The organism is Klebsiella sp. K-3 (assembly GCF_051207495.1).
GTDB classification, from domain to species: Bacteria; Pseudomonadota; Gammaproteobacteria; order Enterobacterales; family Enterobacteriaceae; genus Klebsiella; species Klebsiella aerogenes.
Window position 1 is genome coordinate 75,053 of the sequence record NZ_JBPNXF010000008.1, and the last position, 20,813, is coordinate 95,865.

Annotated in this window: 22 protein-coding genes and 2 tRNA genes; 17 read left to right on the top strand and 7 right to left on the bottom strand. The window is 53.3% G+C overall.

The window, feature by feature from the left end:
- Positions 1-18: 18 nt before the first annotated feature.
- A complete protein-coding gene (gene ibaG / locus ACSEMK_RS14445) occupies positions 19-273 on the top strand; it encodes a BolA family iron metabolism protein IbaG (RefSeq protein WP_015369504.1) in 255 nt (84 codons plus the stop codon).
- Between the two features lie 54 nt (positions 274-327).
- Positions 328-1,587, top strand: a complete 1,260-nt coding sequence (gene murA / locus ACSEMK_RS14450) for a UDP-N-acetylglucosamine 1-carboxyvinyltransferase (protein WP_045394960.1) — start codon at positions 328-330, stop codon at positions 1,585-1,587.
- Positions 1,588-1,649: 62 nt separating this feature from the next.
- Here murA and sfsB read toward each other — a convergent pair whose 3' ends face one another.
- Both sfsB and ispB read right to left on the bottom strand, forming a co-directional pair.
- Positions 1,650-1,922 carry a DNA-binding transcriptional regulator SfsB gene (gene sfsB / locus ACSEMK_RS14455; protein ID WP_087859930.1) on the bottom strand — a complete coding sequence of 91 codons (273 nt, stop codon included), beginning with the start codon at positions 1,920-1,922 and terminating at the stop codon, positions 1,650-1,652.
- Between the two features lie 194 nt (positions 1,923-2,116).
- Positions 2,117-3,088 carry an octaprenyl diphosphate synthase gene (ispB, locus tag ACSEMK_RS14460; RefSeq protein WP_045394958.1) on the bottom strand — a complete coding sequence of 324 codons (972 nt, stop codon included), beginning with the start codon at positions 3,086-3,088 and terminating at the stop codon, positions 2,117-2,119.
- A 260-nt stretch (positions 3,089-3,348) separates the two neighbouring features.
- On the opposite strand from ispB, the gene rplU reads away from it, so the two are divergent.
- The 4 genes from rplU to cgtA all read left to right on the top strand — a co-directional run bounded on the left by rplU (position 3,349) and on the right by cgtA (position 6,195).
- Positions 3,349-3,660 carry a 50S ribosomal protein L21 gene (rplU, locus tag ACSEMK_RS14465; RefSeq protein WP_015703604.1) on the top strand — a complete coding sequence of 104 codons (312 nt, stop codon included), beginning with the start codon at positions 3,349-3,351 and terminating at the stop codon, positions 3,658-3,660.
- 21 nt (positions 3,661-3,681) lie between these two features.
- Positions 3,682-3,939, top strand: a complete 258-nt coding sequence (gene rpmA, locus ACSEMK_RS14470; protein ID WP_002434222.1) for a 50S ribosomal protein L27 — start codon at positions 3,682-3,684, stop codon at positions 3,937-3,939.
- Between the two features lie 99 nt (positions 3,940-4,038).
- Positions 4,039-5,004: a DMT family transporter gene (locus ACSEMK_RS14475; protein WP_015369509.1), complete on the top strand. Its 966-nt coding sequence runs from the start codon at positions 4,039-4,041 to the stop codon at positions 5,002-5,004.
- Between the two features lie 15 nt (positions 5,005-5,019).
- Positions 5,020-6,195, top strand: a complete 1,176-nt coding sequence (cgtA, locus tag ACSEMK_RS14480; RefSeq protein WP_045377966.1) for an Obg family GTPase CgtA — start codon at positions 5,020-5,022, stop codon at positions 6,193-6,195.
- Positions 6,196-6,240: 45 nt separating this feature from the next.
- Here the strand turns inward: cgtA and dacB are convergent, their stop codons facing one another.
- The gene (gene dacB, locus ACSEMK_RS14485; RefSeq protein WP_047044712.1) at positions 6,241-7,674 is read right to left on the bottom strand and encodes a serine-type D-Ala-D-Ala carboxypeptidase; all 1,434 of its coding nucleotides are present in this window, start codon (positions 7,672-7,674) and stop codon (positions 6,241-6,243) included.
- A 235-nt stretch (positions 7,675-7,909) separates the two neighbouring features.
- Here dacB and greA point away from each other — a divergent pair, with 235 nt between their 5' ends.
- Entirely contained in the window at positions 7,910-8,386 is a 477-nt protein-coding gene (gene greA / locus ACSEMK_RS14490; RefSeq protein WP_045394952.1) for a transcription elongation factor GreA, read from the top strand.
- Positions 8,387-8,538: 152 nt separating this feature from the next.
- Here greA and yhbY read toward each other — a convergent pair whose 3' ends face one another.
- Positions 8,539-8,832 carry a ribosome assembly RNA-binding protein YhbY gene (yhbY, locus tag ACSEMK_RS14495; protein WP_002918374.1) on the bottom strand — a complete coding sequence of 98 codons (294 nt, stop codon included), beginning with the start codon at positions 8,830-8,832 and terminating at the stop codon, positions 8,539-8,541.
- A 123-nt stretch (positions 8,833-8,955) separates the two neighbouring features.
- Between yhbY and rlmE the strand changes: the two genes are divergently transcribed.
- The 7 genes from rlmE to ACSEMK_RS14530 all read left to right on the top strand — a co-directional run bounded on the left by rlmE (position 8,956) and on the right by ACSEMK_RS14530 (position 15,347).
- Positions 8,956-9,585: a 23S rRNA (uridine(2552)-2'-O)-methyltransferase RlmE gene (gene rlmE, locus ACSEMK_RS14500; RefSeq protein WP_008806638.1), complete on the top strand. Its 630-nt coding sequence runs from the start codon at positions 8,956-8,958 to the stop codon at positions 9,583-9,585.
- Between the two features lie 99 nt (positions 9,586-9,684).
- On the top strand, positions 9,685-11,619 hold the full coding sequence (ftsH, locus tag ACSEMK_RS14505; protein ID WP_015369514.1) for an ATP-dependent zinc metalloprotease FtsH: 1,935 nt from the start codon (positions 9,685-9,687) through the stop codon (positions 11,617-11,619).
- A gap of 351 nt (positions 11,620-11,970) precedes the next feature.
- Complete coding sequence (gene folP, locus ACSEMK_RS14510) at positions 11,971-12,819, top strand: dihydropteroate synthase (RefSeq protein ID WP_435336596.1); 849 nt, start codon at positions 11,971-11,973, stop codon at positions 12,817-12,819.
- The gene (gene glmM / locus ACSEMK_RS14515) at positions 12,812-14,149 is read left to right on the top strand and encodes a phosphoglucosamine mutase (protein WP_032712585.1); all 1,338 of its coding nucleotides are present in this window, start codon (positions 12,812-12,814) and stop codon (positions 14,147-14,149) included. Before folP ends, glmM begins: the two co-directional genes overlap by 8 nt.
- 227 nt (positions 14,150-14,376) lie before the next feature.
- Positions 14,377-14,706, top strand: coding sequence for a preprotein translocase subunit SecG (gene secG, locus ACSEMK_RS14520; protein WP_015369517.1), 330 nt, complete (start codon positions 14,377-14,379; stop codon positions 14,704-14,706).
- Positions 14,707-14,715: 9 nt separating this feature from the next.
- Positions 14,716-14,802, top strand: a tRNA-Leu gene (locus ACSEMK_RS14525).
- Positions 14,803-14,951: 149 nt separating this feature from the next.
- Positions 14,952-15,347 carry a hypothetical protein gene (locus ACSEMK_RS14530; RefSeq protein WP_113373136.1) on the top strand — a complete coding sequence of 132 codons (396 nt, stop codon included), beginning with the start codon at positions 14,952-14,954 and terminating at the stop codon, positions 15,345-15,347.
- Between the two features lie 39 nt (positions 15,348-15,386).
- Here ACSEMK_RS14530 and ACSEMK_RS14535 read toward each other — a convergent pair whose 3' ends face one another.
- From ACSEMK_RS14535 to argG, 3 genes are all read right to left on the bottom strand, one after another.
- Complete coding sequence (locus tag ACSEMK_RS14535; protein WP_087859925.1) at positions 15,387-15,938, bottom strand: YfaZ family outer membrane protein; 552 nt, start codon at positions 15,936-15,938, stop codon at positions 15,387-15,389.
- Positions 15,939-16,111: 173 nt separating this feature from the next.
- Positions 16,112-16,741 carry a winged helix-turn-helix transcriptional regulator gene (locus ACSEMK_RS14540; RefSeq protein ID WP_087859924.1) on the bottom strand — a complete coding sequence of 210 codons (630 nt, stop codon included), beginning with the start codon at positions 16,739-16,741 and terminating at the stop codon, positions 16,112-16,114.
- A gap of 170 nt (positions 16,742-16,911) precedes the next feature.
- Positions 16,912-18,255 (bottom strand): argininosuccinate synthase, encoded by a 1,344-nt coding sequence (argG, locus tag ACSEMK_RS14545; protein WP_015369521.1) that lies wholly within the window; start codon positions 18,253-18,255, stop codon positions 16,912-16,914.
- A 306-nt stretch (positions 18,256-18,561) separates the two neighbouring features.
- On the opposite strand from argG, the gene ACSEMK_RS14550 reads away from it, so the two are divergent.
- The 3 genes from ACSEMK_RS14550 (at position 18,562) to nusA (ending at position 20,812) form a co-directional block, all read left to right on the top strand.
- Positions 18,562-18,638: transfer RNA gene (locus ACSEMK_RS14550), tRNA-Met, on the top strand.
- Between the two features lie 206 nt (positions 18,639-18,844).
- Complete coding sequence (gene rimP / locus ACSEMK_RS14555; RefSeq protein ID WP_015703598.1) at positions 18,845-19,297, top strand: ribosome maturation factor RimP; 453 nt, start codon at positions 18,845-18,847, stop codon at positions 19,295-19,297.
- 27 nt (positions 19,298-19,324) lie between these two features.
- Positions 19,325-20,812, top strand: coding sequence for a transcription termination factor NusA (gene nusA, locus ACSEMK_RS14560; protein ID WP_015369524.1), 1,488 nt, complete (start codon positions 19,325-19,327; stop codon positions 20,810-20,812).
- Position 20,813 lies beyond the last annotated feature (1 nt).

The window sequence follows — 20,813 nt, forward strand, 5'->3', positions numbered from 1 at the left end:
TCAGAAAAATTTGATCCCATGGAAAATCATGAAATTCAGACCGTGCTGATGAACGCACTCTCCCTTCAGGAAGTCCACGTCTCTGGCGATGGCAGCCACTTTCAGGTTATCGCTGTGGGTGAGATGTTCGACGGCATGAGCCGGGTAAAAAAACAGCAGGCTATCTACGCGCCGCTGATGGAATATATTGCCGACAATCGCATTCATGCGCTGTCGATCAAGGCGTTTACCCCGCAAGAATGGGCGCGCGATCGCAAACTTAATGGCTTTTAAGCTGTAGGGATGTTCCCTACAGCATTGATGAATTTTTAACCGAGAACAGAATCAATGGATAAATTCCGTGTTCAGGGGCCGACTCGCCTGCAGGGCGAGGTCACCATTTCCGGCGCTAAAAACGCTGCCCTGCCAATCCTCTTTGCCGCGCTGTTAGCCGAAGAGCCGATTGAAATCCAGAACGTACCGAAGCTGAAAGATATCGATACCACCATGAAGCTGCTGAGTCAGTTGGGCGCGAAGGTTGAGCGCAATGGTTCCGTATGGATCGATGCTGGCCCGGTAAATGTTTTCTGTGCTCCGTACGATTTAGTGAAAACCATGCGTGCTTCCATTTGGGCGCTGGGGCCGCTGGTGGCGCGTTTCGGCCAGGGCCAGGTTTCTCTGCCGGGCGGCTGCGCTATCGGCGCGCGTCCGGTCGACCTGCACATTACCGGCCTGGAACAGCTGGGCGCGGAAATCAAACTGGAAGAAGGTTATGTGAAGGCGTCAGTCAACGGGCGTCTGAAAGGCGCGCACATCGTGATGGATAAGGTGAGCGTAGGCGCGACCGTGACTATCATGAGCGCGGCGACGCTGGCTGAAGGCACCACCGTTATCGAAAACGCCGCGCGCGAGCCGGAAATCGTCGATACCGCCAACTTCCTTAACGCGCTGGGTGCGAAAATCAAAGGCCAGGGCAGCGACCGTATCACCATCGAAGGCGTCGCGCGTCTGGGTGGCGGCGTTTATCGCGTACTGCCGGACCGTATCGAAACCGGTACCTTCCTGGTTGCCGCGGCGATCTCCGGCGGTAAAATTATGTGCCGCCATGCGCAGCCGGATACCCTGGATGCGGTACTGGCGAAGCTGCGTGAAGCTGGCGCGGATATTGAAGTCGGTGAAGACTGGATTAGCCTCGATATGCACGGTAACCGTCCGAAAGCGGTCAACGTGCGTACCGCGCCGCACCCGGGTTTCCCAACCGACATGCAGGCTCAGTTCACTTTGTTGAACCTGGTGGCTGAAGGGACTGGTGTTATCACCGAAACCATCTTCGAAAACCGCTTCATGCACATTCCGGAACTGATCCGTATGGGCGCGCACGCGGAAATTGAAAGCAATACCGCGATTTGCCATGGTGTCGCGAAGCTGTCTGGCGCACAGGTCATGGCGACCGACCTGCGTGCATCTGCAAGCCTGGTGCTGGCGGGTTGTATTGCGGAAGGGACGACCATCGTCGACCGTATCTATCACATCGATCGCGGCTATGAGCGCATCGAAGATAAACTGCAGGCTCTGGGCGCGAATATCGAACGCGTCAAAGGCGAGTAATCCCGCTTCGGTAGCAGCCCTCTGACGTCCGTCCGGGGGCTGTTATCGAGCTCTCCCTCACATTAGGTCTTATTTCTCTTCTGACGCATCATCTGCGTTCTGTCGATGAACTGATGGGTAATGGGATCGTGATAACGCGATGGCCAGATAACCCACGGCTCGGTTCCCAGCGCGTTAGCAATAATCAATTCGCCCTTTGGCCACGGACGGGTTAGCGCGTTGGCAAGCGTAGAAGAGCTTAAACCGTGACGTCGCGACTCAGCTGCGAGCGACGTCCCCTTTTTGCGAAGGCCGGCAATAATATCCGCTGAATGCCAGTCGATGAACTTATCCATAAATTCTCCCGGTGATAACTGTCTGCGCGTCAATACGGACGGCTGGAATACTATACCCTGGTTCTTATATGGTTTTAACAAGTTCCCTTATTGTTCCTGTATATTCAGAATATATTAAGTTTTCTGGCGTCATTTGAAGGATATTGGATTTTATTGGAACTCTCCCGCGCAATGCGCGCGGGAGAAAGGGGGGATTAGTGGTCGCGCTGAACGGCGATATGGGCAAGGCCGATGAGCGCCTCGCGCCACGGCGTATCCGGCAGAACCTGCAGCGCGGCGATAGCTTTATCGGCTTCTTCTTCCGCACGTTTCTGCGTCCACTCCAGCGAACCGCAGGCCGCCATGGTTTCAAGTACCGCGTCAAGCAAATGGCGCCCGTTCCCCTGCTCGATAGCGCCGCGAATCATCGCCGCCTGATCCGGGGTACCGTGATGCATCGCGTGCAGCAGAGGCAGCGTTGGTTTGCCTTCGTTCAGGTCATCACCGACGTTTTTGCCAAGGCGTTCGCCATCGGAACTGTAATCCAGCAGATCGTCAATCAGCTGGAACGCGGTGCCGAGGTAACGGCCATAATCCTGCAGCGCCTGCTCTTCTTCCGCGCTGCAACCAGCCAGGATGCCGGAACACTGCGAAGCGGCTTCGAACAGACGGGCGGTCTTACTGTAGATGACCCGCATATAGTTCTCTTCCGTGATATCCGGGTCGTTGACGTTCATCAACTGCAGGACTTCGCCTTCGGCGATGACGTTTACGGCTTCCGACATCACTTCCAGCACCTTCAGCGAACCGAGACGGGTCATCATCTGGAAGGCGCGGGTGTAGATAAAGTCGCCCACCAGTACGCTGGCGGCATTGCCGAATGCGGCATTGGCCGTCGCCTTGCCGCGGCGCATATCGGACTCGTCGACGACGTCGTCATGCAGTAGGGTCGCGGTATGAATAAATTCGATCAGTGCGGCAATGTTGACGTGCGCATTCCCCTGATAGCCGACCGCGCGAGCTGCAAGCACGGCGATCATCGGACGAATACGTTTACCGCCTCCGCTGACGATGTAGTAGCCTAACTGATTGATAAGCTGAACATCTGAGTTGAGCTGCTCAAGGATTGCCGCATTGACACCCGCCATATCCTGCGCGGTTAACTCATTGATTTTTTCTAAATTCATCGCAAAAGCCGGGCCAAATGTCCTGTTACCGCGAATCCAGGTGGGATCACAGAAGGATTAAGATAGAATTAAAAGAAGATATGATTGTACTGAAAAATCAGCGCAGATAAACGTTAGCGTGAAAGTTGTGTTTTTTTTCTGCGTTGATCGATGATCGCTCTTGTCAAAGGGTCGCGTTTTGCGTAATATTCGCGCCCTATTGTGAATATTTATAGCGCACTCTGAATCACACGAAGAGGTGCGCGGAAGCGGAGTTTTATATGTACGCGGTTTTCCAAAGTGGTGGTAAACAACACCGAGTAAGCGAAGGTCAGACCGTTCGCCTGGAAAAGCTGGACATCGCAACTGGCGAAGCTGTTGAGTTCGCTGAAGTTCTGATGATCGCAAACGGTGAAGAAATCAAGATCGGCGTTCCTTTCGTTGAGGGCGGCGTGATCAAAGCTGAAGTTGTTGCTCACGGTCGTGGCGAGAAAGTTAAAATCGTTAAGTTTCGTCGTCGTAAACACTATCGTAAGCAAGCAGGCCACCGTCAGTGGTTCACTGATGTGAAAATCACTGGCATCAGCGCCTAAGACTTGAGGGAGTAGATTTAAATGGCACATAAAAAGGCTGGCGGCTCGACTCGTAACGGTCGCGATTCAGAAGCTAAACGTCTGGGCGTAAAACGTTTCGGCGGTGAAGCAGTTCTGGCAGGTAGCATCATCGTTCGTCAACGTGGTACTAAATTCCACGCTGGCACCAACGTTGGTTGCGGCCGTGACCACACTCTGTTCGCTTTGACTGACGGTAAAGTCAAGTTCGAAGTTAAAGGCCCGAAAAACCGTAAATTCATCAGCATCGTTGCTGAATAAGTTTTTCGCGTCCTGGTGACGGATGAAAGCCCCGCAACACGTTGCGGGGCTTTTTACATTAGAATCCCGGAAAAAATTTCTGCAGGGAAAACGGGCATCATGAAGCAGCAGGCCGGCATTGGCATTCTTTTGGCGCTAACCACCGCGATGTGTTGGGGAGCACTGCCAATTGCAATGAAGCAGGTTCTCGAAGTGATGGAGCCGCCAACGGTGGTCTTTTATCGCTTTTTGATGGCCAGTATTGGTCTTGGCGCGATCCTCGCCATCAAAGGCAAGCTGCCGCCGCTGCGAATTTTTCGCAAGCCGCGCTGGTTGGTTTTATTAGCGATTGCTACCGGCGGTTTGTTCGGTAACTTCATTCTGTTCAGCTCTTCCCTGCAATATCTCAGTCCAACGGCCTCCCAGGTCATCGGCCAGCTATCGCCGGTCGGTATGATGGTGGCAAGCGTTGTGATTCTGAAAGAGCGCATGCGTGGTACCCAGGTTGTGGGGGCGCTGATGTTGCTCAGCGGGCTGGTGATGTTCTTCAACACCAGCCTGATTGAAATCTTTACCCGTCTCACGGACTACACGTGGGGGGTAATTTTTGGTGTCGCAGCGGCAACGGTGTGGGTAAGCTACGGAGTCGCGCAAAAGGTGTTATTGCGGCGCCTGGCATCACAGCAGATACTATTTTTGCTGTACACTTTATGTACGATTGCTTTACTGCCGCTCGCTAAACCGGGGGTTATCTCCCAACTGAGCGACTGGCAACTGGCTTGCCTGATTTTTTGCGGGCTGAATACCCTGGTCGGCTACGGGGCGCTGGCGGAAGCCATGGCGCGCTGGCAGGCGGCGCAGGTCAGCGCGTTAATTACCTTAACGCCACTGTTTACGCTACTGTTTTCTGATTTATTATCAATGGCCTGGCCCGATGTTTTCGCCAGACCGATGTTAAACCTGATTGGTTATCTCGGTGCGTTTGTCGTGGTTGCGGGCGCGATGTATTCCGCCATTGGCCATCGTCTTTGGGGACGTTGGCGCAAGCGAGAGGCGGTTGTACCGCTGCCCCGCTCAGGCGAATGATTTACGGAGAGTAAAATGAAGTTTGTAGATGAAGCAACGATCCTGGTCGTAGCAGGTGACGGCGGCAATGGTTGCGTTAGCTTCCGCCGCGAAAAATATATTCCGCGAGGCGGCCCTGACGGCGGTGATGGCGGTGACGGCGGCGACGTTTGGCTGGAAGCGGACGAGAACCTCAACACCCTGATCGACTATCGATTCGAAAAATCTTTCCGCGCAGAACGCGGACAGAACGGTCAGAGCCGCGACTGCACCGGTAAACGCGGTAAAGATGTTACGGTGAAAGTGCCTGTAGGGACCCGCGTCATCGACCAGGGGACCGGCGAGACCATGGGCGATATGACCAAGCACGGTCAGCGTTTAATGGTCGCAAAAGGCGGCTGGCACGGTCTGGGCAACACGCGCTTCAAATCATCCGTTAACCGTACCCCGCGTCAGAAAACCATGGGTACACCGGGCGATAAGCGGGATCTGCAGCTCGAACTGATGCTGCTGGCTGACGTGGGGATGCTGGGGATGCCGAATGCCGGTAAATCCACCTTCATTCGCGCGGTCTCCGCGGCGAAGCCGAAAGTAGCCGATTATCCATTTACCACCCTGGTGCCGAGCCTGGGCGTGGTGCGTATGGACAACGAGAAGAGCTTTGTGGTCGCCGATATTCCGGGGCTGATTGAGGGCGCGGCGGAAGGCGCTGGCCTTGGTATTCGTTTCCTTAAGCACCTCGAGCGCTGCCGCGTGCTGCTGCATCTTATCGACATCGAGCCTATCGACGGTTCCGATCCGGTTGAGAATGCGCGCATTATCATCGGCGAACTGGAGAAATACAGCGAGAAGCTGGCCTCTAAACCGCGCTGGTTGGTCTTCAACAAGATTGACCTGATGGACAAAGCGGAGGCTGAAGCCAAAGCGAAGGCCATCGCCGAAGCGCTGGGTTGGGAAGATAAATTCTATCTGATCTCCGCGGCCAGCCAGCAGGGCGTTAAAGACCTGTGCTGGGACGTGATGACCTTTATCATCGAAAACCCAATCGTGCAGGCGGAAGAAGAGCAGAAGCCGGAGAAAGTCGAGTTCATGTGGGACGACTATCACCGTCAGCAGCTTGAAGAAGCCGAACTGGAAGAAGATGACGAAGACTGGGATGACGACTGGGACGAAGACGACGAAGAAGGCGTCGAATTCATCTACAAACGTTAATCCTGAGTAAAAAGGGCCGCATCATCCAATGCGGCCCTTTTGTTTTTAGTTGTTCTGGTACAAATCTTTATACAGTCGACTTTCGAAGCGCACCAATGGTATGCGGCGGTTGCGCTGGTCACCCGGCGGCACCGCGTAGCCGGAGAGGTACTGTACGAAAGCCATCTTTTGCCCGCTGGCGGTGGTGATGAAACCTGCCAGGTTATATACCCCCTGCAGAGAACCGGTCTTCGCCGAAACCTTACCGTCTACGCCCGCCTGATGAAGACCGGCGCGATACTGCAGTGAACCATCGTGTCCGGCAAGCGGCAACATCGAGATAAAGTTGAGCTCGTTATCGTGCTGAGCGATGTACTGCAATACCTGCATCATCGTCGCCGGCGCGATAAGGTTGTGTCGGGACAGGCCTGAGCCATCGGCGATAATCGTGTTACCGAGGTCAATACCCGCCTGCTGGCGCAGGATTTGCCGCACCGCGTCGGAACCTGCGCGCCAGGTTCCCGGCACGCCCATCCGCGCGTGGCCGATAGTACGAAACACCGTATCAGCAATCATGTTATCGGATTTCTTCAGCATGATGCGCAGAAGGTCGTGCAACGGCGCCGATTGGGTCGTCGCCAGCACGGTGCCCGGATCGTTGGCCAGGGTCTGGCGCAAGAGAGTGCCGCTGTAGGTGATACCCGCATCGGTGAGCTCGGCTTTCAGGATCGCGCCTGCATAGCCTGCGCCGTCCTGAATGGCGAACGCCAGCGGCAGCGGCTCGCTGCGCTGCGGCAGGCAGCCGGTGAGGGTGTAGCGGTTGAGATCGCCCGGTACGACGTCCAGCTCGCAATACTGCGCCTCTGCGGAGCCGCGGGCGAGCGTCCGCACCTGGCTGAACATGGTGACCGGATAGTAAGAGGCCACGCGGATAAAGGCCAAATCGCCGGGTTTCTGCGCGCTATAGAGTGAGACGGAGAAACAGTTACGATCAACAATCGCTGCCGCTGGCGGGGCGCTGAAGCACTGCGTCATGTCATTCCATGGCCAGCCGGGGGCCTTATCGTGGCTAGCGAAAACCGAGGTATCGATAAGCACATTGCCTTCAATGCGCTGTACGCCGGCTTTTTTCAGCGACGCCACCATGTTGCGGATATCCTGACGCTTTAGCGTCGGATCGCCGCCGAAGCGGGCAATCAGGTCGCCTTTCAGCACACCGCCGTCAAGCGAGCCTTTGGTTTCCAGCGTCGTGGTGAAGCGGAAGTCCGGCCCCAGCTGCAGCAACGCCGCCAGCGCGGTGATCACCTTCTGGGTACTGGCAGGCAGCGCCATCTGTTGGCTGTGGAAGTCTATCTCCGGCGTCGGGGAGCCAACCTTCTGTGCCATGAAGGCAAGGTTCGCGCCAGCAGGAAGCTGACTGATGTACTCGTCAATATTCGCGGCCTGAGCGCTAAGCGCTATACCGGCAGTCAATCCGATGATAAATCTGGGAAATCGCATAATCTCGCGCTAACAACCTGAAACCAAGCCGTCATACTACGGTGCATCACCCTGTAAAGTAAACGATGACCCATAGTGAACTTCAGGGTAAAATGCGTATCAAATTGAAAATTGCTGCTGACCTGGGGAGTGTTTCCCGGGTCGGTTTTCTTTTTGCTTCGGCCATGGCTAAGACGTGACCGATGGCGGAACGACTCCGTCCGTTCCATGAAGGAATGATAAAGAGGTATAACAAATGCAAGCTATTCCGATGACCTTACGTGGCGCAGAGAAACTGCGCGAAGAACTGGATTTCCTGAAGTCCGTACGTCGTCCAGAGATTATTGCTGCTATCGCCGAGGCGCGTGAGCACGGCGATCTGAAAGAGAACGCGGAATACCACGCTGCCCGCGAACAGCAGGGCTTCTGCGAAGGTCGTATCAAGGATATCGAAGCAAAACTGTCGAATGCGCAGGTTATCGATATCACTAAGATGCCGAATAATGGCCGCGTGATTTTCGGCTCTACGGTCAGCGTGCTGAACCTGGATAACGACGAAGAGCAGACTTACCGCATCGTGGGCGATGACGAAGCGGATTTTAAACAGAATCTGATCTCTGTGAATTCACCGATCGCCCGCGGCCTGATCGGCAAAGAGCAGGATGACGTCGTCACTATCCGTACCCCGGGTGGTGAAGTGGAATACGAAATTACCAAGGTTGAATACCTGTAAGGCGTATTTCCCGCTACGATGTTTATAGATTGTAAAGAAAGGAAAAAGGCCGCATAGCGGCCTTTTATCAACGTCAGGAGCATGGCATTTTGCTCGCCTGGCCACAGAAATCCCTCGTTTTACACAATGTTGTGTCGGGATTCAGGATATTCTTAGCGTGGCAGCGAGATTTTACGCTCTGGCGTTGGGCGGTACAGAACCAGCGTTTTACCGATGACCTGTACGTTACAGGCGCCGGTTTCACGCACGATGGCTTCCACGATCAAGGCTTTAGTTTCGCGATCTTCTGAGGCGATCTTCACCTTGATGAGCTCATGGTGCCCTAACGCTTGTTCGATCTCGGCCAGTACCCCTTCGGTCAAACCATTATTGCCAAGCATAACTACCGGCTTGAGCGGATGTGCCAGACCTTTCAGGTGCTGTTTTTGTTTAGTACTCAGATTCATCGTATTTTTTTGCTTACGTTGGGATTGAAAACGGGTCATTCTACCGCCATCTCCCATATATCGCCAAACTACCGCGTCGATTTTTACGCAGTAAAGTACGATGAACCCGAATGGGAATGTTAAATGACAGGTAAAAAGCGTTCTGCCAGCTCAAGCCGCTGGCTTCAGGAACACTTTAGCGATAAATATGTTCAACAGGCACAGAAAAAGGGGTTACGTTCCCGTGCCTGGTTTAAACTTGATGAAATACAGCAAAGTGACAAGATTTTTAAGCCGGGGATGACGATAGTCGATCTCGGCGCTGCTCCCGGTGGCTGGTCGCAATACGCGGTTACGCAGATCGGAAACAGCGGCCGCATCATCGCTTGCGATCTTTTACCAATGGATCCAATCGTCGGTGTGGACTTCCTTCAGGGCGATTTTCGTGATGAATTAGTCCTGAAAGCGTTACTTGAGCGAGTAGGCGACAGTAAAGTACAAGTTGTCATGTCCGATATGGCGCCGAATATGTGCGGAACACCGGCGGTGGATATTCCCCGGGCTATGTATCTGGTAGAACTGGCGCTTGAAATGTCTCGTGATGTATTAGCGCCAGGTGGTAGTTTTGTTGTGAAGGTGTTCCAGGGCGAAGGCTTCGATGAGTATCTTAGAGAAATTCGCTCCCTGTTTACGAAGGTCAAAGTTCGTAAGCCGGACTCTTCCCGCGCTCGTTCGCGTGAAGTGTATATTGTAGCGACCGGGCGTAAACCATAACCGGTAGATTTCAAACGAAAGTTTGAAAGACGCTGGATATAGAGTATCCTGACGCTGTTTTTAACACAGTTGTAATAAGAGGTTAATCCCTTGAGTGACATGGCGAAAAACCTAATACTCTGGCTGGTCATTGCCGTTGTGCTGATGTCAGTATTCCAGAGCTTTGGGCCCAGCGAGTCGAATGGCCGCAAGGTGGATTATTCTACCTTCCTGCAAGAGGTCAATCAGGACCAGGTTCGCGAAGCGCGTATCAACGGACGTGAGATCAACGTTACCAAGAAAGATAGTAACCGTTACACGACTTACATTCCGGTTAACGATCCGAAGCTGCTCGACAACCTGTTGACTAAAAACGTCAAAGTGGTTGGCGAACCGCCGGAAGAACCGAGCCTGCTGGCTTCCATCTTCATTTCCTGGTTCCCGATGCTGCTACTGATCGGCGTCTGGATATTCTTTATGCGTCAGATGCAGGGCGGCGGCGGAAAGGGCGCGATGTCCTTCGGCAAGAGCAAAGCCCGAATGCTGACCGAAGACCAGATCAAAACCACCTTTGCTGACGTTGCCGGTTGCGACGAAGCGAAAGAGGAAGTGGGCGAGCTGGTTGAATATCTGCGCGAACCGAGCCGTTTCCAGAAGCTGGGCGGTAAAATCCCGAAAGGCGTCCTGATGGTCGGCCCTCCGGGTACCGGTAAAACGCTGCTGGCGAAAGCTATCGCCGGCGAAGCCAAAGTGCCGTTCTTTACTATTTCCGGTTCTGACTTCGTAGAAATGTTTGTGGGTGTCGGCGCGTCTCGCGTACGCGACATGTTCGAACAAGCTAAGAAAGCAGCGCCTTGCATCATCTTCATCGATGAAATCGACGCCGTCGGTCGCCAGCGTGGCGCCGGTCTTGGCGGTGGTCACGATGAGCGTGAACAGACCCTGAACCAGATGCTGGTTGAGATGGACGGCTTCGAAGGTAACGAAGGTATCATCGTTATCGCCGCGACTAACCGTCCGGACGTTCTGGACCCGGCACTGCTGCGTCCTGGCCGTTTCGACCGTCAGGTTGTCGTTGGTCTGCCGGATGTTCGTGGTCGTGAGCAGATCCTTAAAGTTCACATGCGTCGCGTACCGCTGGCGCCGGATATCGACGCGGCAATTATTGCCCGTGGTACTCCTGGCTTCTCCGGTGCTGACCTCGCGAACCTGGTGAACGAAGCAGCCCTGTTTGCTGCCCGTGGCAACAAACGCGTCGTCTCGATGGTTGAGTTCGAAAAAGCGAAAGACAAAATCATGATGGGTGCGGAACGTCGCTCCATGGTGATGACGGAAGCGCAGAAAGAATCGACCGCATACCACGAAGCGGGCCACGCGATTATCGGCCGTCTGGTACCAGAGCACGATCCGGTACACAAAGTGACGATTATCCCGCGCGGCCGTGCGCTGGGTGTGACCTTCTTCCTGCCGGAAGGCGATGCTATCAGCGCCAGCCGTCAGAAACTGGAAAGTCAGATCTCCACTCTGTACGGCGGGCGTCTGGCTGAAGAGATTATCTACGGTGCGGAACATGTTTCTACCGGCGCGTCCAACGATATTAAAGTTGCGACTAACCTGGCGCGTAACATGGTCACCCAGTGGGGCTTCTCTGACAAACTCGGCCCGCTGCTGTATGCCGAAGAAGAGGGCGAAGTGTTCCTCGGCCGTAGCGTCGCGAAAGCGAAGCATATGTCTGATGAAACCGCGCGCATCATCGACCAGGAAGTGAAATCGCTGATTGAGCGTAACTACGGTCGTGCTCGCCAGCTGCTGAACGACAACATGGATATTCTGCACGCGATGAAAGATGCGCTCATGAAATATGAGACCATCGATGCGCCGCAGATTGACGACCTGATGGCTCGTCGCGATGTTCGTCCGCCGGCGGGTTGGGAAGAACCTGGTTCTTCTAACAACTCTGGCAACAATGGCACCCCGACGGCGCCGCGTCCGGTTGATGAGCCGCGTACGCCGAACCCGGGCAATACCATGTCGGAACAGCTGGGCGACAAATAAGTCTCCACGCTTTGCTAAAGCGCTCTGACTAATAAGGGCCGCAGCCTAATCCGCTGCGGCCCTTTTGTTTTTATACGCCCGTCTTTACCGGCTGCGCGGGATCCTCTTTCAGAACATAACTATGGCGATGGCGTGCTATCGTCCATCGCGTAAAATGTTTTCGGGATGGCGGCGGCTGCAACACGCGCGGATGAGCCGTCTGTCTGATAATATTCATTTTTTGAATATTTAAACGCCGGTGCTTCATTATCCTCTTGAGGAATTGAATGATGTCACCGCCAGAATCTCTAAGATGGTGCGGGCCGAGCCCTGTCCGTACTACAACTGTATAAACCATAGCGGAAAGAAAACATGCAATTACACGCCCAGGGGTCAACGCTCGATCTCTCCCATCCGCATGTGATGGGGATCCTTAACGTTACGCCGGATTCCTTCTCCGATGGCGGCAGCCACAATTCACTGATTGAAGCGGTTAAGCATGCCAACCTGATGATTAACGCCGGGGCGACTATTATTGATATCGGCGGTGAATCAACCCGGCCTGGCGCGGCGGATGTCAGCGTCGAGGAAGAGCTGGCGCGGGTGATCCCGGTGGTTGAGGCAATTGCACAGCGTTTTGAAGTCTGGATCTCGGTTGATACCTCGAAAGCCGAGGTCATCCGCGAATCCGCGCGCACTGGCGCACATATCATTAACGATATCCGTTCATTAACCGAGCCTGGCGCCCTGCAGGCCGCCGCGCAAACCGGGCTACCGGTGTGCCTGATGCATATGCAGGGGCAGCCGAAAACGATGCAGGAAGCGCCGAAGTACGAAGATGTTTTTGCCGATGTTGACCGTTTTTTTGCTGAACACATTGTGCGCTGCGAACAGGCGGGGATCGCAAAAGAAAAATTGTTGCTCGACCCGGGATTCGGATTCGGTAAAAATCTTTCCCATAACTATGAACTGCTTGCCCGACTAGGGGAGTTCCATCATTTTGGGCTCCCGCTGCTGGTGGGGATGTCGCGTAAGTCGATGGTGGGTCAGCTGTTGAACGTAGGGCCGTCGGAACGGCTGAGCGGCAGCTTGTCCTGCGCAGTCATTGCTGCAATGCAGGGCGCGCAGATAATTCGCGTCCATGATGTCAAAGAAACGGTAGAAGCGCTGCGCGTGGTGGAAGCCACCCTGGCCGCTAAGGAAAATAAACGTTATGAGTAACCGCAAATATTTTGGCACCGATGGTATTCGTGGCCGCGTTGGCGACGCACCTATTACACCTGAGTTCGTGCTGAAGCTGGGTTGGGCGGCAGGCAAAGTGCTGGCACGCCATGGTTCACGTAAAATCATTATCGGCAAAGACACGCGAATTTCTGGCTATATGCTGGAATCCGCGCTGGAAGCTGGCCTGGCGGCTGCGGGTTTGTCCGCCTCGTTTACCGGCCCTATGCCGACGCCGGCTATCGCCTATCTGACCCGCGCCTTCCGCGCTGAAGCGGGAATCGTCATCTCTGCCTCTCATAACCCTTTCTACGACAACGGTATTAAATTCTTTTCCATCGAAGGCACTAAGCTTCCGGATGACGTCGAAGAAGCGATTGAAGCAGAAATGGAAAAAGAGCTGACCTGCGTTGATTCCGCTGAGCTTGGGAAAGCCAGCCGTATCGTCGATGCCGCCGGCCGCTATATTGAGTTTTGCAAAGGCACCTTCCCGAATGAGCTGAGCCTCGGCTCGCTGAAGGTGGTGGTGGATTGCGCCCACGGCGCGACTTACCACATTGCGCCGAATGTATTCCGCGAATTGGGCGCGCAGGTTATCGCGATGGGCTGTGAACCTGATGGGCTGAACATTAACGAAGAGGTTGGCGCAACCGATGTACGCGCGCTGCAGGCTCGCGTACTGGCGGAAAAAGCCGATCTGGGTATTGCCTATGACGGCGATGGCGATCGCGTCATCATGGTTGATCATGAAGGTAATAAAGTCGATGGCGATCAGATCCTCTATATTATCGCCCGTGAAGGCCTACGTCAGGGCCAGCTGCGCGGTGGCGCAGTCGGCACGCTGATGAGCAACATGGGTCTTGAGCTTGCGCTGAAGCAGCTTGGCATTCCGTTTACCCGCGCGAAAGTGGGTGACCGTTACGTGCTGGAAAAACTGCAGGAAAAAGGCTGGCGTATCGGTGCGGAAAACTCCGGCCACGTGATCCTGCTGGACAAAACCACCACCGGCGATGGCATTGTCGCCAGCCTGCAGGTGGTGGCGGCGATGGTGCGCAATCATATGAGCCTGCACGATTTGTGTAGCGGTATGAAAATGTTCCCGCAGATTCTGGTCAACGTACGCTTTACCGAAGGCAGCGGCAATCCGCTGGAGCATGAAAGCGTAAAAGCGGTCACTGCCGAAGTAGAGGCCGCTTTGGGGAACCGTGGACGCGTGCTGCTGCGTAAATCGGGCACTGAACCGCTGATCCGCGTGATGGTTGAAGGCGAGCATGAAGCGCAGGTGAAGGAATTTGCCCACCGTATCGCCGATGCGGTCAAAAGCGTATAACTATCGCAGCTAAGTGATTAAAAAGGCGGCTCTTGCTGCCTTTTTAAGCATATAAAAACGCTTTTTGCTGTTTTTTTCCGCAGTTGATACAATACGCCAAAATTGCCCTTGCGAAGGTTATTCGCTTTGGTTAGTATTCACACCCGCTTCAGTGGGAAATATTAAAACGTCCCGCTTTATTGGTGAAGCACTTGGTATGCGGCGAATCCGCAAGGAACAGGTTGATTATGTACGAAGCTCTTTTAGTAATTTTCCTTATTGTAGCGATTGCCCTTGTTGGCCTGATCATGCTGCAGCAAGGTAAAGGCGCTGACATGGGAGCCTCCTTCGGAGCAGGCGCTTCTGGCACGTTGTTTGGTTCTAGCGGTTCTGGTAACTTCATGACCCGTATGACCGGCATTCTGGCCGCGCTGTTCTTCATCATCAGTCTGGCGCTGGGTAATATCAACAGCAACAAGACCAATAAAGGAAGCGAGTGGGATAACCTGAGTGCGCCGAAATCTGAGCAGACTCAGCCAACCGCACCGGCTCAGCCGGCCAGCGATATCCCGCACTAAGTATTCTGTACCGAGGTGGTGGAATTGGTAGACACGCTACCTTGAGGTGGTAGTGCCCTAACGGGCTTGTGGGTTCGAGTCCCATCCTCGGTACCAATATTCCAGAAAAAAGACGCTGAAAAGCGTCTTTTTTTGTTTTTGTCCTTCCTGTTGGCTGTTTATTTATAAACAACACTCCGCTGGTTTTGAACCCCGTGAAATCGCTAAAGTCGCCCTCATCAATTTTGACGAGGTTCAGTGACGCCATGCGTACTTTAAAAGTAGTTATCATTGCCGGTATGTTGGGCCTGGCCGGATGCAGCAGCCATTCGTCGCCAGAAACAGTAGACACGTTGAATACCCTACAGGTGCCGGTTATTAATAATTCCGCGCCCGCGCCGGAATCATCAACGGTCGTTAACTGTTTTAAGGATAACAGTCTACTCATCAGCAAGTTAAGCCAGTCGCTTAAAAGCAACTATTTACAGGATGTGGATAAACGGGATGTCTTTGATAAGGATAGCGAGGCGTTTCAAGTCTACGGTGCGTTAACCAAACTTGAGCAAATGGCGTCGATGAACGATGTCTACCGTAAAGAGAACAATATGGCAGGCTTGCAGGAAATTAATAAGCTGCTGAAAACCATCCCATCAGTCGCATAATAAGGAGGGATTGCCGGCAGGCAATCCCTTTTGTCGAACTTAGAAACGGAAATTGAAACCCGCATAGGCGCCATCCGCCAGGACGTTATCGCGGTGGTCATGTTTCCCCGCCATATCAATGTAGCGATAGCCCGCTTCGATGCTCATGGATTTGATGATATTCACGCGTAAGCCGGCATTGGCTTCGAGATATTCATCAACGCCGCTGGACATGGAATCCGGGGAATAATAAGCCTCACCGAACAAGGTAAAGAAATCGCCAAGCGGTAGCTGAGCGCCGCCGCCGAGAGCAATCGCATAGCCTTCATCGCCATCGTTCGGATTCAGGTATACCGCTTTACCGCCGGCCGTCAGCAGGAACGGACCCAGATCGAAGTTATAACCCATACCTAATCCCACAGTATCGCCATCGTTATCGCTATGCGCCCAGTTACCGTTAAAGGTCATTCCGGGAGACTGCGGATTAAAGCTGGCTGATAAGTTGGTGAATTCTGAACCGGCTTCACCGTGAAGACTAACGGAAGCGAAGGCGGCGCTGCTGGCGCTCAGGGCGGCGATAAGCAGGATGGATTTCAGTCTGAACATGCTCATTATTCGTATTCCTTCGGGTAAAAAAATGCCCGATACGAGCGTTCGGGCAAAAATTAACGGGTTTCTGGTTTAATAGTTATGTGCAGAATAAAAGCATTTATCGCCCACCGTTACCGTTTATATGTTTAATTTTAAACAATGATGGGGCGATAAGTGGCAGGGTCGATAGGGGATTAAAACTTCTCAGGCAGGGAGGTGATACTCTGTAAATAACCACCGCGGGCAAACTCGATATAGCCACCCTTTTTCAACGCTGATAACACATTCAGAATGCTGCTGCGCGACAGGTGTGTGCGGTCCTGAATATATTCCAGCATGGATACCCGCAATCGGGTTTCTTCCGGAAGGAGTAACATTTCCATTAAATGATTACGAATGACCGAATAAGTCCGCTGTTGTAATACTAAATCGTCGCGATACACCAAATAAGAGGTGTGGTAAGCCAGCAGCCGGGTGACCTCTTCCCACATGTTATGCTCACTGATGAGTTGCATGGCTTTATCGCTGTCAATCCGCAGGATCTCCGTATCGACTTCCGCACGAAGGCCGTGGCTACGGCTGGGCTGCAGCATCTCGGCTACGCCAAACAGGTGCGGTTCATAGACGGTGACCATGAGTAATCTGTCCGATGAGCGAAAAATAGATAACTCACCTTTCTTAAACAGATAGAGCTGGATTTTGCCTTTATATTCCCAGCTAAGCCTTTTCCTTGCGACCATATTTATTGGCGTGGCATACGGTTCCAGCAGCGCCATCAGACGATTGATCGCCTCTTGCGGCCGAACGGGAGGTTTAATATTCATTGCGATCCTCTCGGTATAAGAGTACAGGTATTCGATAAATTATAGATGGTGATTATTAAAAATAGTGATGCCATAAACTATAACGATAAAGTAGGGTTGTCATTTAGGATTTATTGCGGAAATAAAAAAGCCGGCGGGTTAGCGCCGGCTGGTGAGTTTGGCTTCGCGGTTTATTTATCGCGATTTTCCAGGTTTTCAACTTGTGGCAGACCGGTGGCGGAAGATGCGCTGAGCAGCCCGGATTGGGCATAGCCGAAGAGCTTCTCACGGGTATCGGTAATGTCCAGGTTGCGCATGGTCAACTGGCCGATACGATCTTCAGCGGTAAACATGGAATCGCCTTTTTCCATGGTCAGACGCTCTGCTTTATAGGTCAGATTGTCTGAAACGGTATTCAGGATTGAGTAGTCGTTGCCGCGACGCAGTTCCAGCGTCACTTCGCCGGTGATCTGGCTGGCAACCCAACGCTGCAGCGAATCGCGCAGCATCAGCGCCTGGGAATCGAACCAGCGACCCTGATAGAGCAGGCGACCCAACTGGCGGCCATGAGCATGATATTGCTCAATGGTATCTTCGTTATGGATACCGGTCAGCAGGCGCTCGTAGGCGATATGCAGCAGTGCCATCCCCGGAGCTTCATAGATGCCGCGGCTTTTCGCTTCAATGATGCGGTTTTCAATCTGATCGCTCATGCCCAGACCGTGGCGACCGCCGATGCGGTTAGCTTCCAGCATCAGTTCGACGTCATCGCTGAACGTTTTGCCATTCAGCGCAACCGGGTGGCCCTGTTCAAAACGCACGGTCACTTCTTCAGCGGCGATTTTTACGCTTTCATCCCAGAACTTCACGCCCATAATCGGGTTGACGATTTTCACGCTGGAATTAAGGAATTCGAGATCTTTCGCTTCGTGCGTCGCGCCCAGCATGTTGGAGTCGGTGGAGTAGGCTTTTTCGACAGACATTTTGTAGTCGAAGCCGCAGGCTATCATAAACTCGGACATTTCATGACGACCGCCCAGTTCATCAATGAAGTCGCTATCCAGCCACGGTTTGTAAATCTGCAGTTCCGCATTGGTCAGCAGGCCGTAGCGATAAAAACGCTCGATATCGTTGCCTTTATAGGTGCTACCGTCGCCCCAGATGTTGACGCCGTCTTCTTTCATCGCGGCAACCAGCATGGTGCCGGTTACGGCGCGGCCCAGCGGCGTGGTGTTGAAATAGGTTAAGCCGCCGGTGGTGTTATGGAATGCGCCGCACTGAATCGCCGCGATGCCTTCCGCCACCAGTTGTTTGCGGCAATCAATCAGACGAGCGCCTTCAGCGCCATACTCTTTTGCACGACGCGGAATGGCCTCGTAGTCGTCTTCGTCAGGCTGGCCCAGGTTCGCGGTATATGCATAAGGAACCGCGCCTTTTTTACGCATCCACAGCAGGGCGGCGCTGGTATCCAGTCCACCAGAGAAAGCAATACCAATACGTTGACCAACCGGGAGATGCTTAAGAATCGTCGTCATAAAATAAAACCCTGCTAGATAGACTGTGGTGAGTTCGACTCAACAACAAATTTGCATTTTTATGCACTAATTGTGAGTTTTCATTTAATCATCTTTTGCTGGCGACAGGAAGAGCCTGATGGTGATTTTGCTAAAAAAGCCTGAAATGCCAGCATAAACGGCAAGCGGGTGGTGTAAAATGGATGTTGACAAAATATATGATTTATCGATACAATTCACCACGATTTTATGTCCCGTCCTCGGTACCAAATCCCAGCAGTATTTGCGTCTTTTACTCAGAAAGAGTAAAATATGCCACGTTTCAGGCGCGGGGTGGAGCAGCCTGGTAGCTCGTCGGGCTCATAACCCGAAGGTCGTCGGTTCAAATCCGGCCCCCGCAACCACTTTCCCATTAAGTACTTTTTCAAATATACTGTGAGGACTAGGTCCTTCGTAGCCGGATTTGAAAGAATTCTTCTGGAAGGTGTTCCAGATCGCAATTGCGGTCTCAGGGTTCAGTTATCTAAAGCCCCGATTTATCGGGGTTTTTTGTTATCTGACTTCAGAATAACTGGGCTATACGCCCTTTTTTTATGTCTTGGGGGTGGGTTTGTCCACATTAGAGCAAAAATTAACAGAGATGCTCACTGCGCCAGTTGAAGCGCTTGGCTTTGAGCTGGTCGGCATCGAATTTATTCGCGGTCGCACATCCACACTGCGCATCTATATTGATAGTGAAGATGGCATCAATGTTGATGATTGTGCTGATGTGAGCCACCAGGTCAGTGCTGTCATGGATGTCGAAGATCCAATCACCGTCGCTTACAACCTGGAAGTCTCTTCGCCTGGTCTCGACCGTCCGATGTTTACTGCTGAACACTATCAACGTTTCACCGGTGAAGAAGTTTCGCTGGTGCTGCGCATGGCGGTACAGAACCGTCGTAAATGGCAGGGCATTATCAAAGCGGTAGACGGTGAGATGATCACGGTAACCGTCGAAGGCAAAGATGAAGTGTTCGCGCTGAGTAACATCCAGAAGGCGAACCTGGTTCCCCACTTTTAACAGTCTGGATTGAGGTGAAAGGCCCCGATGAACAAAGAAATTTTGGCTGTTGTTGAAGCCGTTTCCAACGAAAAAGCGCTGCCGCGCGAGAAGATTTTCGAAGCGTTGGAAAGCGCTCTGGCAACGGCGACCAAGAAAAAATACGAACAAGAGATCGACGTTCGCGTAGAAATCGACCGTAAAAGCGGCGATTTCGACACCTTCCGTCGCTGGCTGGTGGTTGAAGAGGTGACTCAACCGACCCGCGAGATCACGCTGGAAGCTGCGCGTTACGAAGATGAAAGCATGAACGTCGGCGACTACGTTGAAGATCAGATTGAATCTGTCACCTTCGACCGTATCACTACGCAGACCGCTAAACAGGTTATCGTACAGAAAGTACGTGAAGCTGAGCGCGCGATGGTTGTCGATCAGTTCCGCGAGCACGAAGGTGAGATAATCACCGGCGTGGTGAAAAAAGTAAACCGCGACAACATCACTCTGGATCTGGGCAGCAATGCTGAAGCCGTGATCCTGCGTGAAGATATGCTGCCGCGTGAAAACTTCCGTCCGGGCGACCGTATTCGCGGCGTACTGTACGCCGTTCGTCCGGAAGCACGCGGCGCGCAGCTGTTCGTGACTCGCTCCAAACCGGAGATGCTGGTCGAACTGTTCCGCATTGAAGTGCCGGAAATCGGCGAAGAAGTGCTGGAAATCAAAGCCGCAGCCCGCGATCCGGGTTCTCGTGCGAAAATCGCCGTGAAAACCAATGACAAGCGTATCGACCCGGTTGGCGCTTGCGTAGGTATGCGCGGCGCGCGCGTTCAGGCGGTTTCTACCGAGCTTGGCGGCGAGCGCATCGATATCGTCCTGTGGGATGATAACCCGGCGCAGTTCGTGATTAACGCTATGGCGCCGGCTGACGTTGCGTCCATCGTGGTGGATGAAGATAAACACACCATGGACATCGCGGTAGAAGCAGGCAACCTGGCGCAGGCGATCGGCCGTAACGGTCAGAACGTCCGCCTGGCATCGCAGCTCAGCGGCTGGGAACTCAACGTCATGACCGTTGATGACCTGCAGGCTAAGCACCAGGCTGAAGCCCATGCCGCTATCGATACCTTCACCAAATATCTCGATATTGATGAAGATTTCGCAACCGTACTGGTTGAAGAGGGCTTCTCCTCGCTGGAAGAACTGGCCTATGTGCCGATGAAAGAACTGCTGGAAATCGACGGCCTTGATGAAGCGACCGTTGAAGCACTTCGTGAGCGTGCGAAAAACGCACTGACTACACTGGCGCTGGCTCAGGAAGAAAGCCTGGGAGACAACAAACCTGCCGACGATTTACTGAATCTGGAAGGTTTGGACCGTGCTCTGGCGTTTAAGCTGGCTGCCCGTGGTGTTTGTACGCTGGAAGATCTCGCCGAACAGGGCGTTGATGACCTGGCTGATATCGAAGGTATGACCGACGAGAAAGCTGGTGAACTCATCATGGCTGCTCGCAACATTTGTTGGTTCGGCGACGAAGCGTAAT

Bases quoted from the DNA above. Each gene is read 5' to 3' on its own strand.
- ibaG (WP_015369504.1), top strand. From the start codon at position 19: ATGGAAAATCATGAAATTCAGACCGTGCTGATGAACGCACTCTCCCTT.
- murA (WP_045394960.1), top strand. From the start codon at position 328: ATGGATAAATTCCGTGTTCAGGGGCCGACTCGCCTGCAGGGCGAGGTC.
- sfsB (WP_087859930.1), bottom strand. From the start codon at position 1,922: ATGGATAAGTTCATCGACTGGCATTCAGCGGATATTATTGCCGGCCTT.
- ispB (WP_045394958.1), bottom strand. From the start codon at position 3,088: ATGAATTTAGAAAAAATCAATGAGTTAACCGCGCAGGATATGGCGGGT.
- rplU (WP_015703604.1), top strand. From the start codon at position 3,349: ATGTACGCGGTTTTCCAAAGTGGTGGTAAACAACACCGAGTAAGCGAA.
- rpmA (WP_002434222.1), top strand. From the start codon at position 3,682: ATGGCACATAAAAAGGCTGGCGGCTCGACTCGTAACGGTCGCGATTCA.
- ACSEMK_RS14475 (WP_015369509.1), top strand. From the start codon at position 4,039: ATGAAGCAGCAGGCCGGCATTGGCATTCTTTTGGCGCTAACCACCGCG.
- cgtA (WP_045377966.1), top strand. From the start codon at position 5,020: ATGAAGTTTGTAGATGAAGCAACGATCCTGGTCGTAGCAGGTGACGGC.
- dacB (WP_047044712.1), bottom strand. From the start codon at position 7,674: ATGCGATTTCCCAGATTTATCATCGGATTGACTGCCGGTATAGCGCTT.
- greA (WP_045394952.1), top strand. From the start codon at position 7,910: ATGCAAGCTATTCCGATGACCTTACGTGGCGCAGAGAAACTGCGCGAA.
- yhbY (WP_002918374.1), bottom strand. From the start codon at position 8,832: ATGAATCTGAGTACTAAACAAAAACAGCACCTGAAAGGTCTGGCACAT.
- rlmE (WP_008806638.1), top strand. From the start codon at position 8,956: ATGACAGGTAAAAAGCGTTCTGCCAGCTCAAGCCGCTGGCTTCAGGAA.
- ftsH (WP_015369514.1), top strand. From the start codon at position 9,685: ATGGCGAAAAACCTAATACTCTGGCTGGTCATTGCCGTTGTGCTGATG.
- folP (WP_435336596.1), top strand. From the start codon at position 11,971: ATGCAATTACACGCCCAGGGGTCAACGCTCGATCTCTCCCATCCGCAT.
- glmM (WP_032712585.1), top strand. From the start codon at position 12,812: ATGAGTAACCGCAAATATTTTGGCACCGATGGTATTCGTGGCCGCGTT.
- secG (WP_015369517.1), top strand. From the start codon at position 14,377: ATGTACGAAGCTCTTTTAGTAATTTTCCTTATTGTAGCGATTGCCCTT.
- ACSEMK_RS14530 (WP_113373136.1), top strand. From the start codon at position 14,952: ATGCGTACTTTAAAAGTAGTTATCATTGCCGGTATGTTGGGCCTGGCC.
- ACSEMK_RS14535 (WP_087859925.1), bottom strand. From the start codon at position 15,938: ATGAGCATGTTCAGACTGAAATCCATCCTGCTTATCGCCGCCCTGAGC.
- ACSEMK_RS14540 (WP_087859924.1), bottom strand. From the start codon at position 16,741: ATGAATATTAAACCTCCCGTTCGGCCGCAAGAGGCGATCAATCGTCTG.
- argG (WP_015369521.1), bottom strand. From the start codon at position 18,255: ATGACGACGATTCTTAAGCATCTCCCGGTTGGTCAACGTATTGGTATT.
- nusA (WP_015369524.1), top strand. From the start codon at position 19,325: ATGAACAAAGAAATTTTGGCTGTTGTTGAAGCCGTTTCCAACGAAAAA.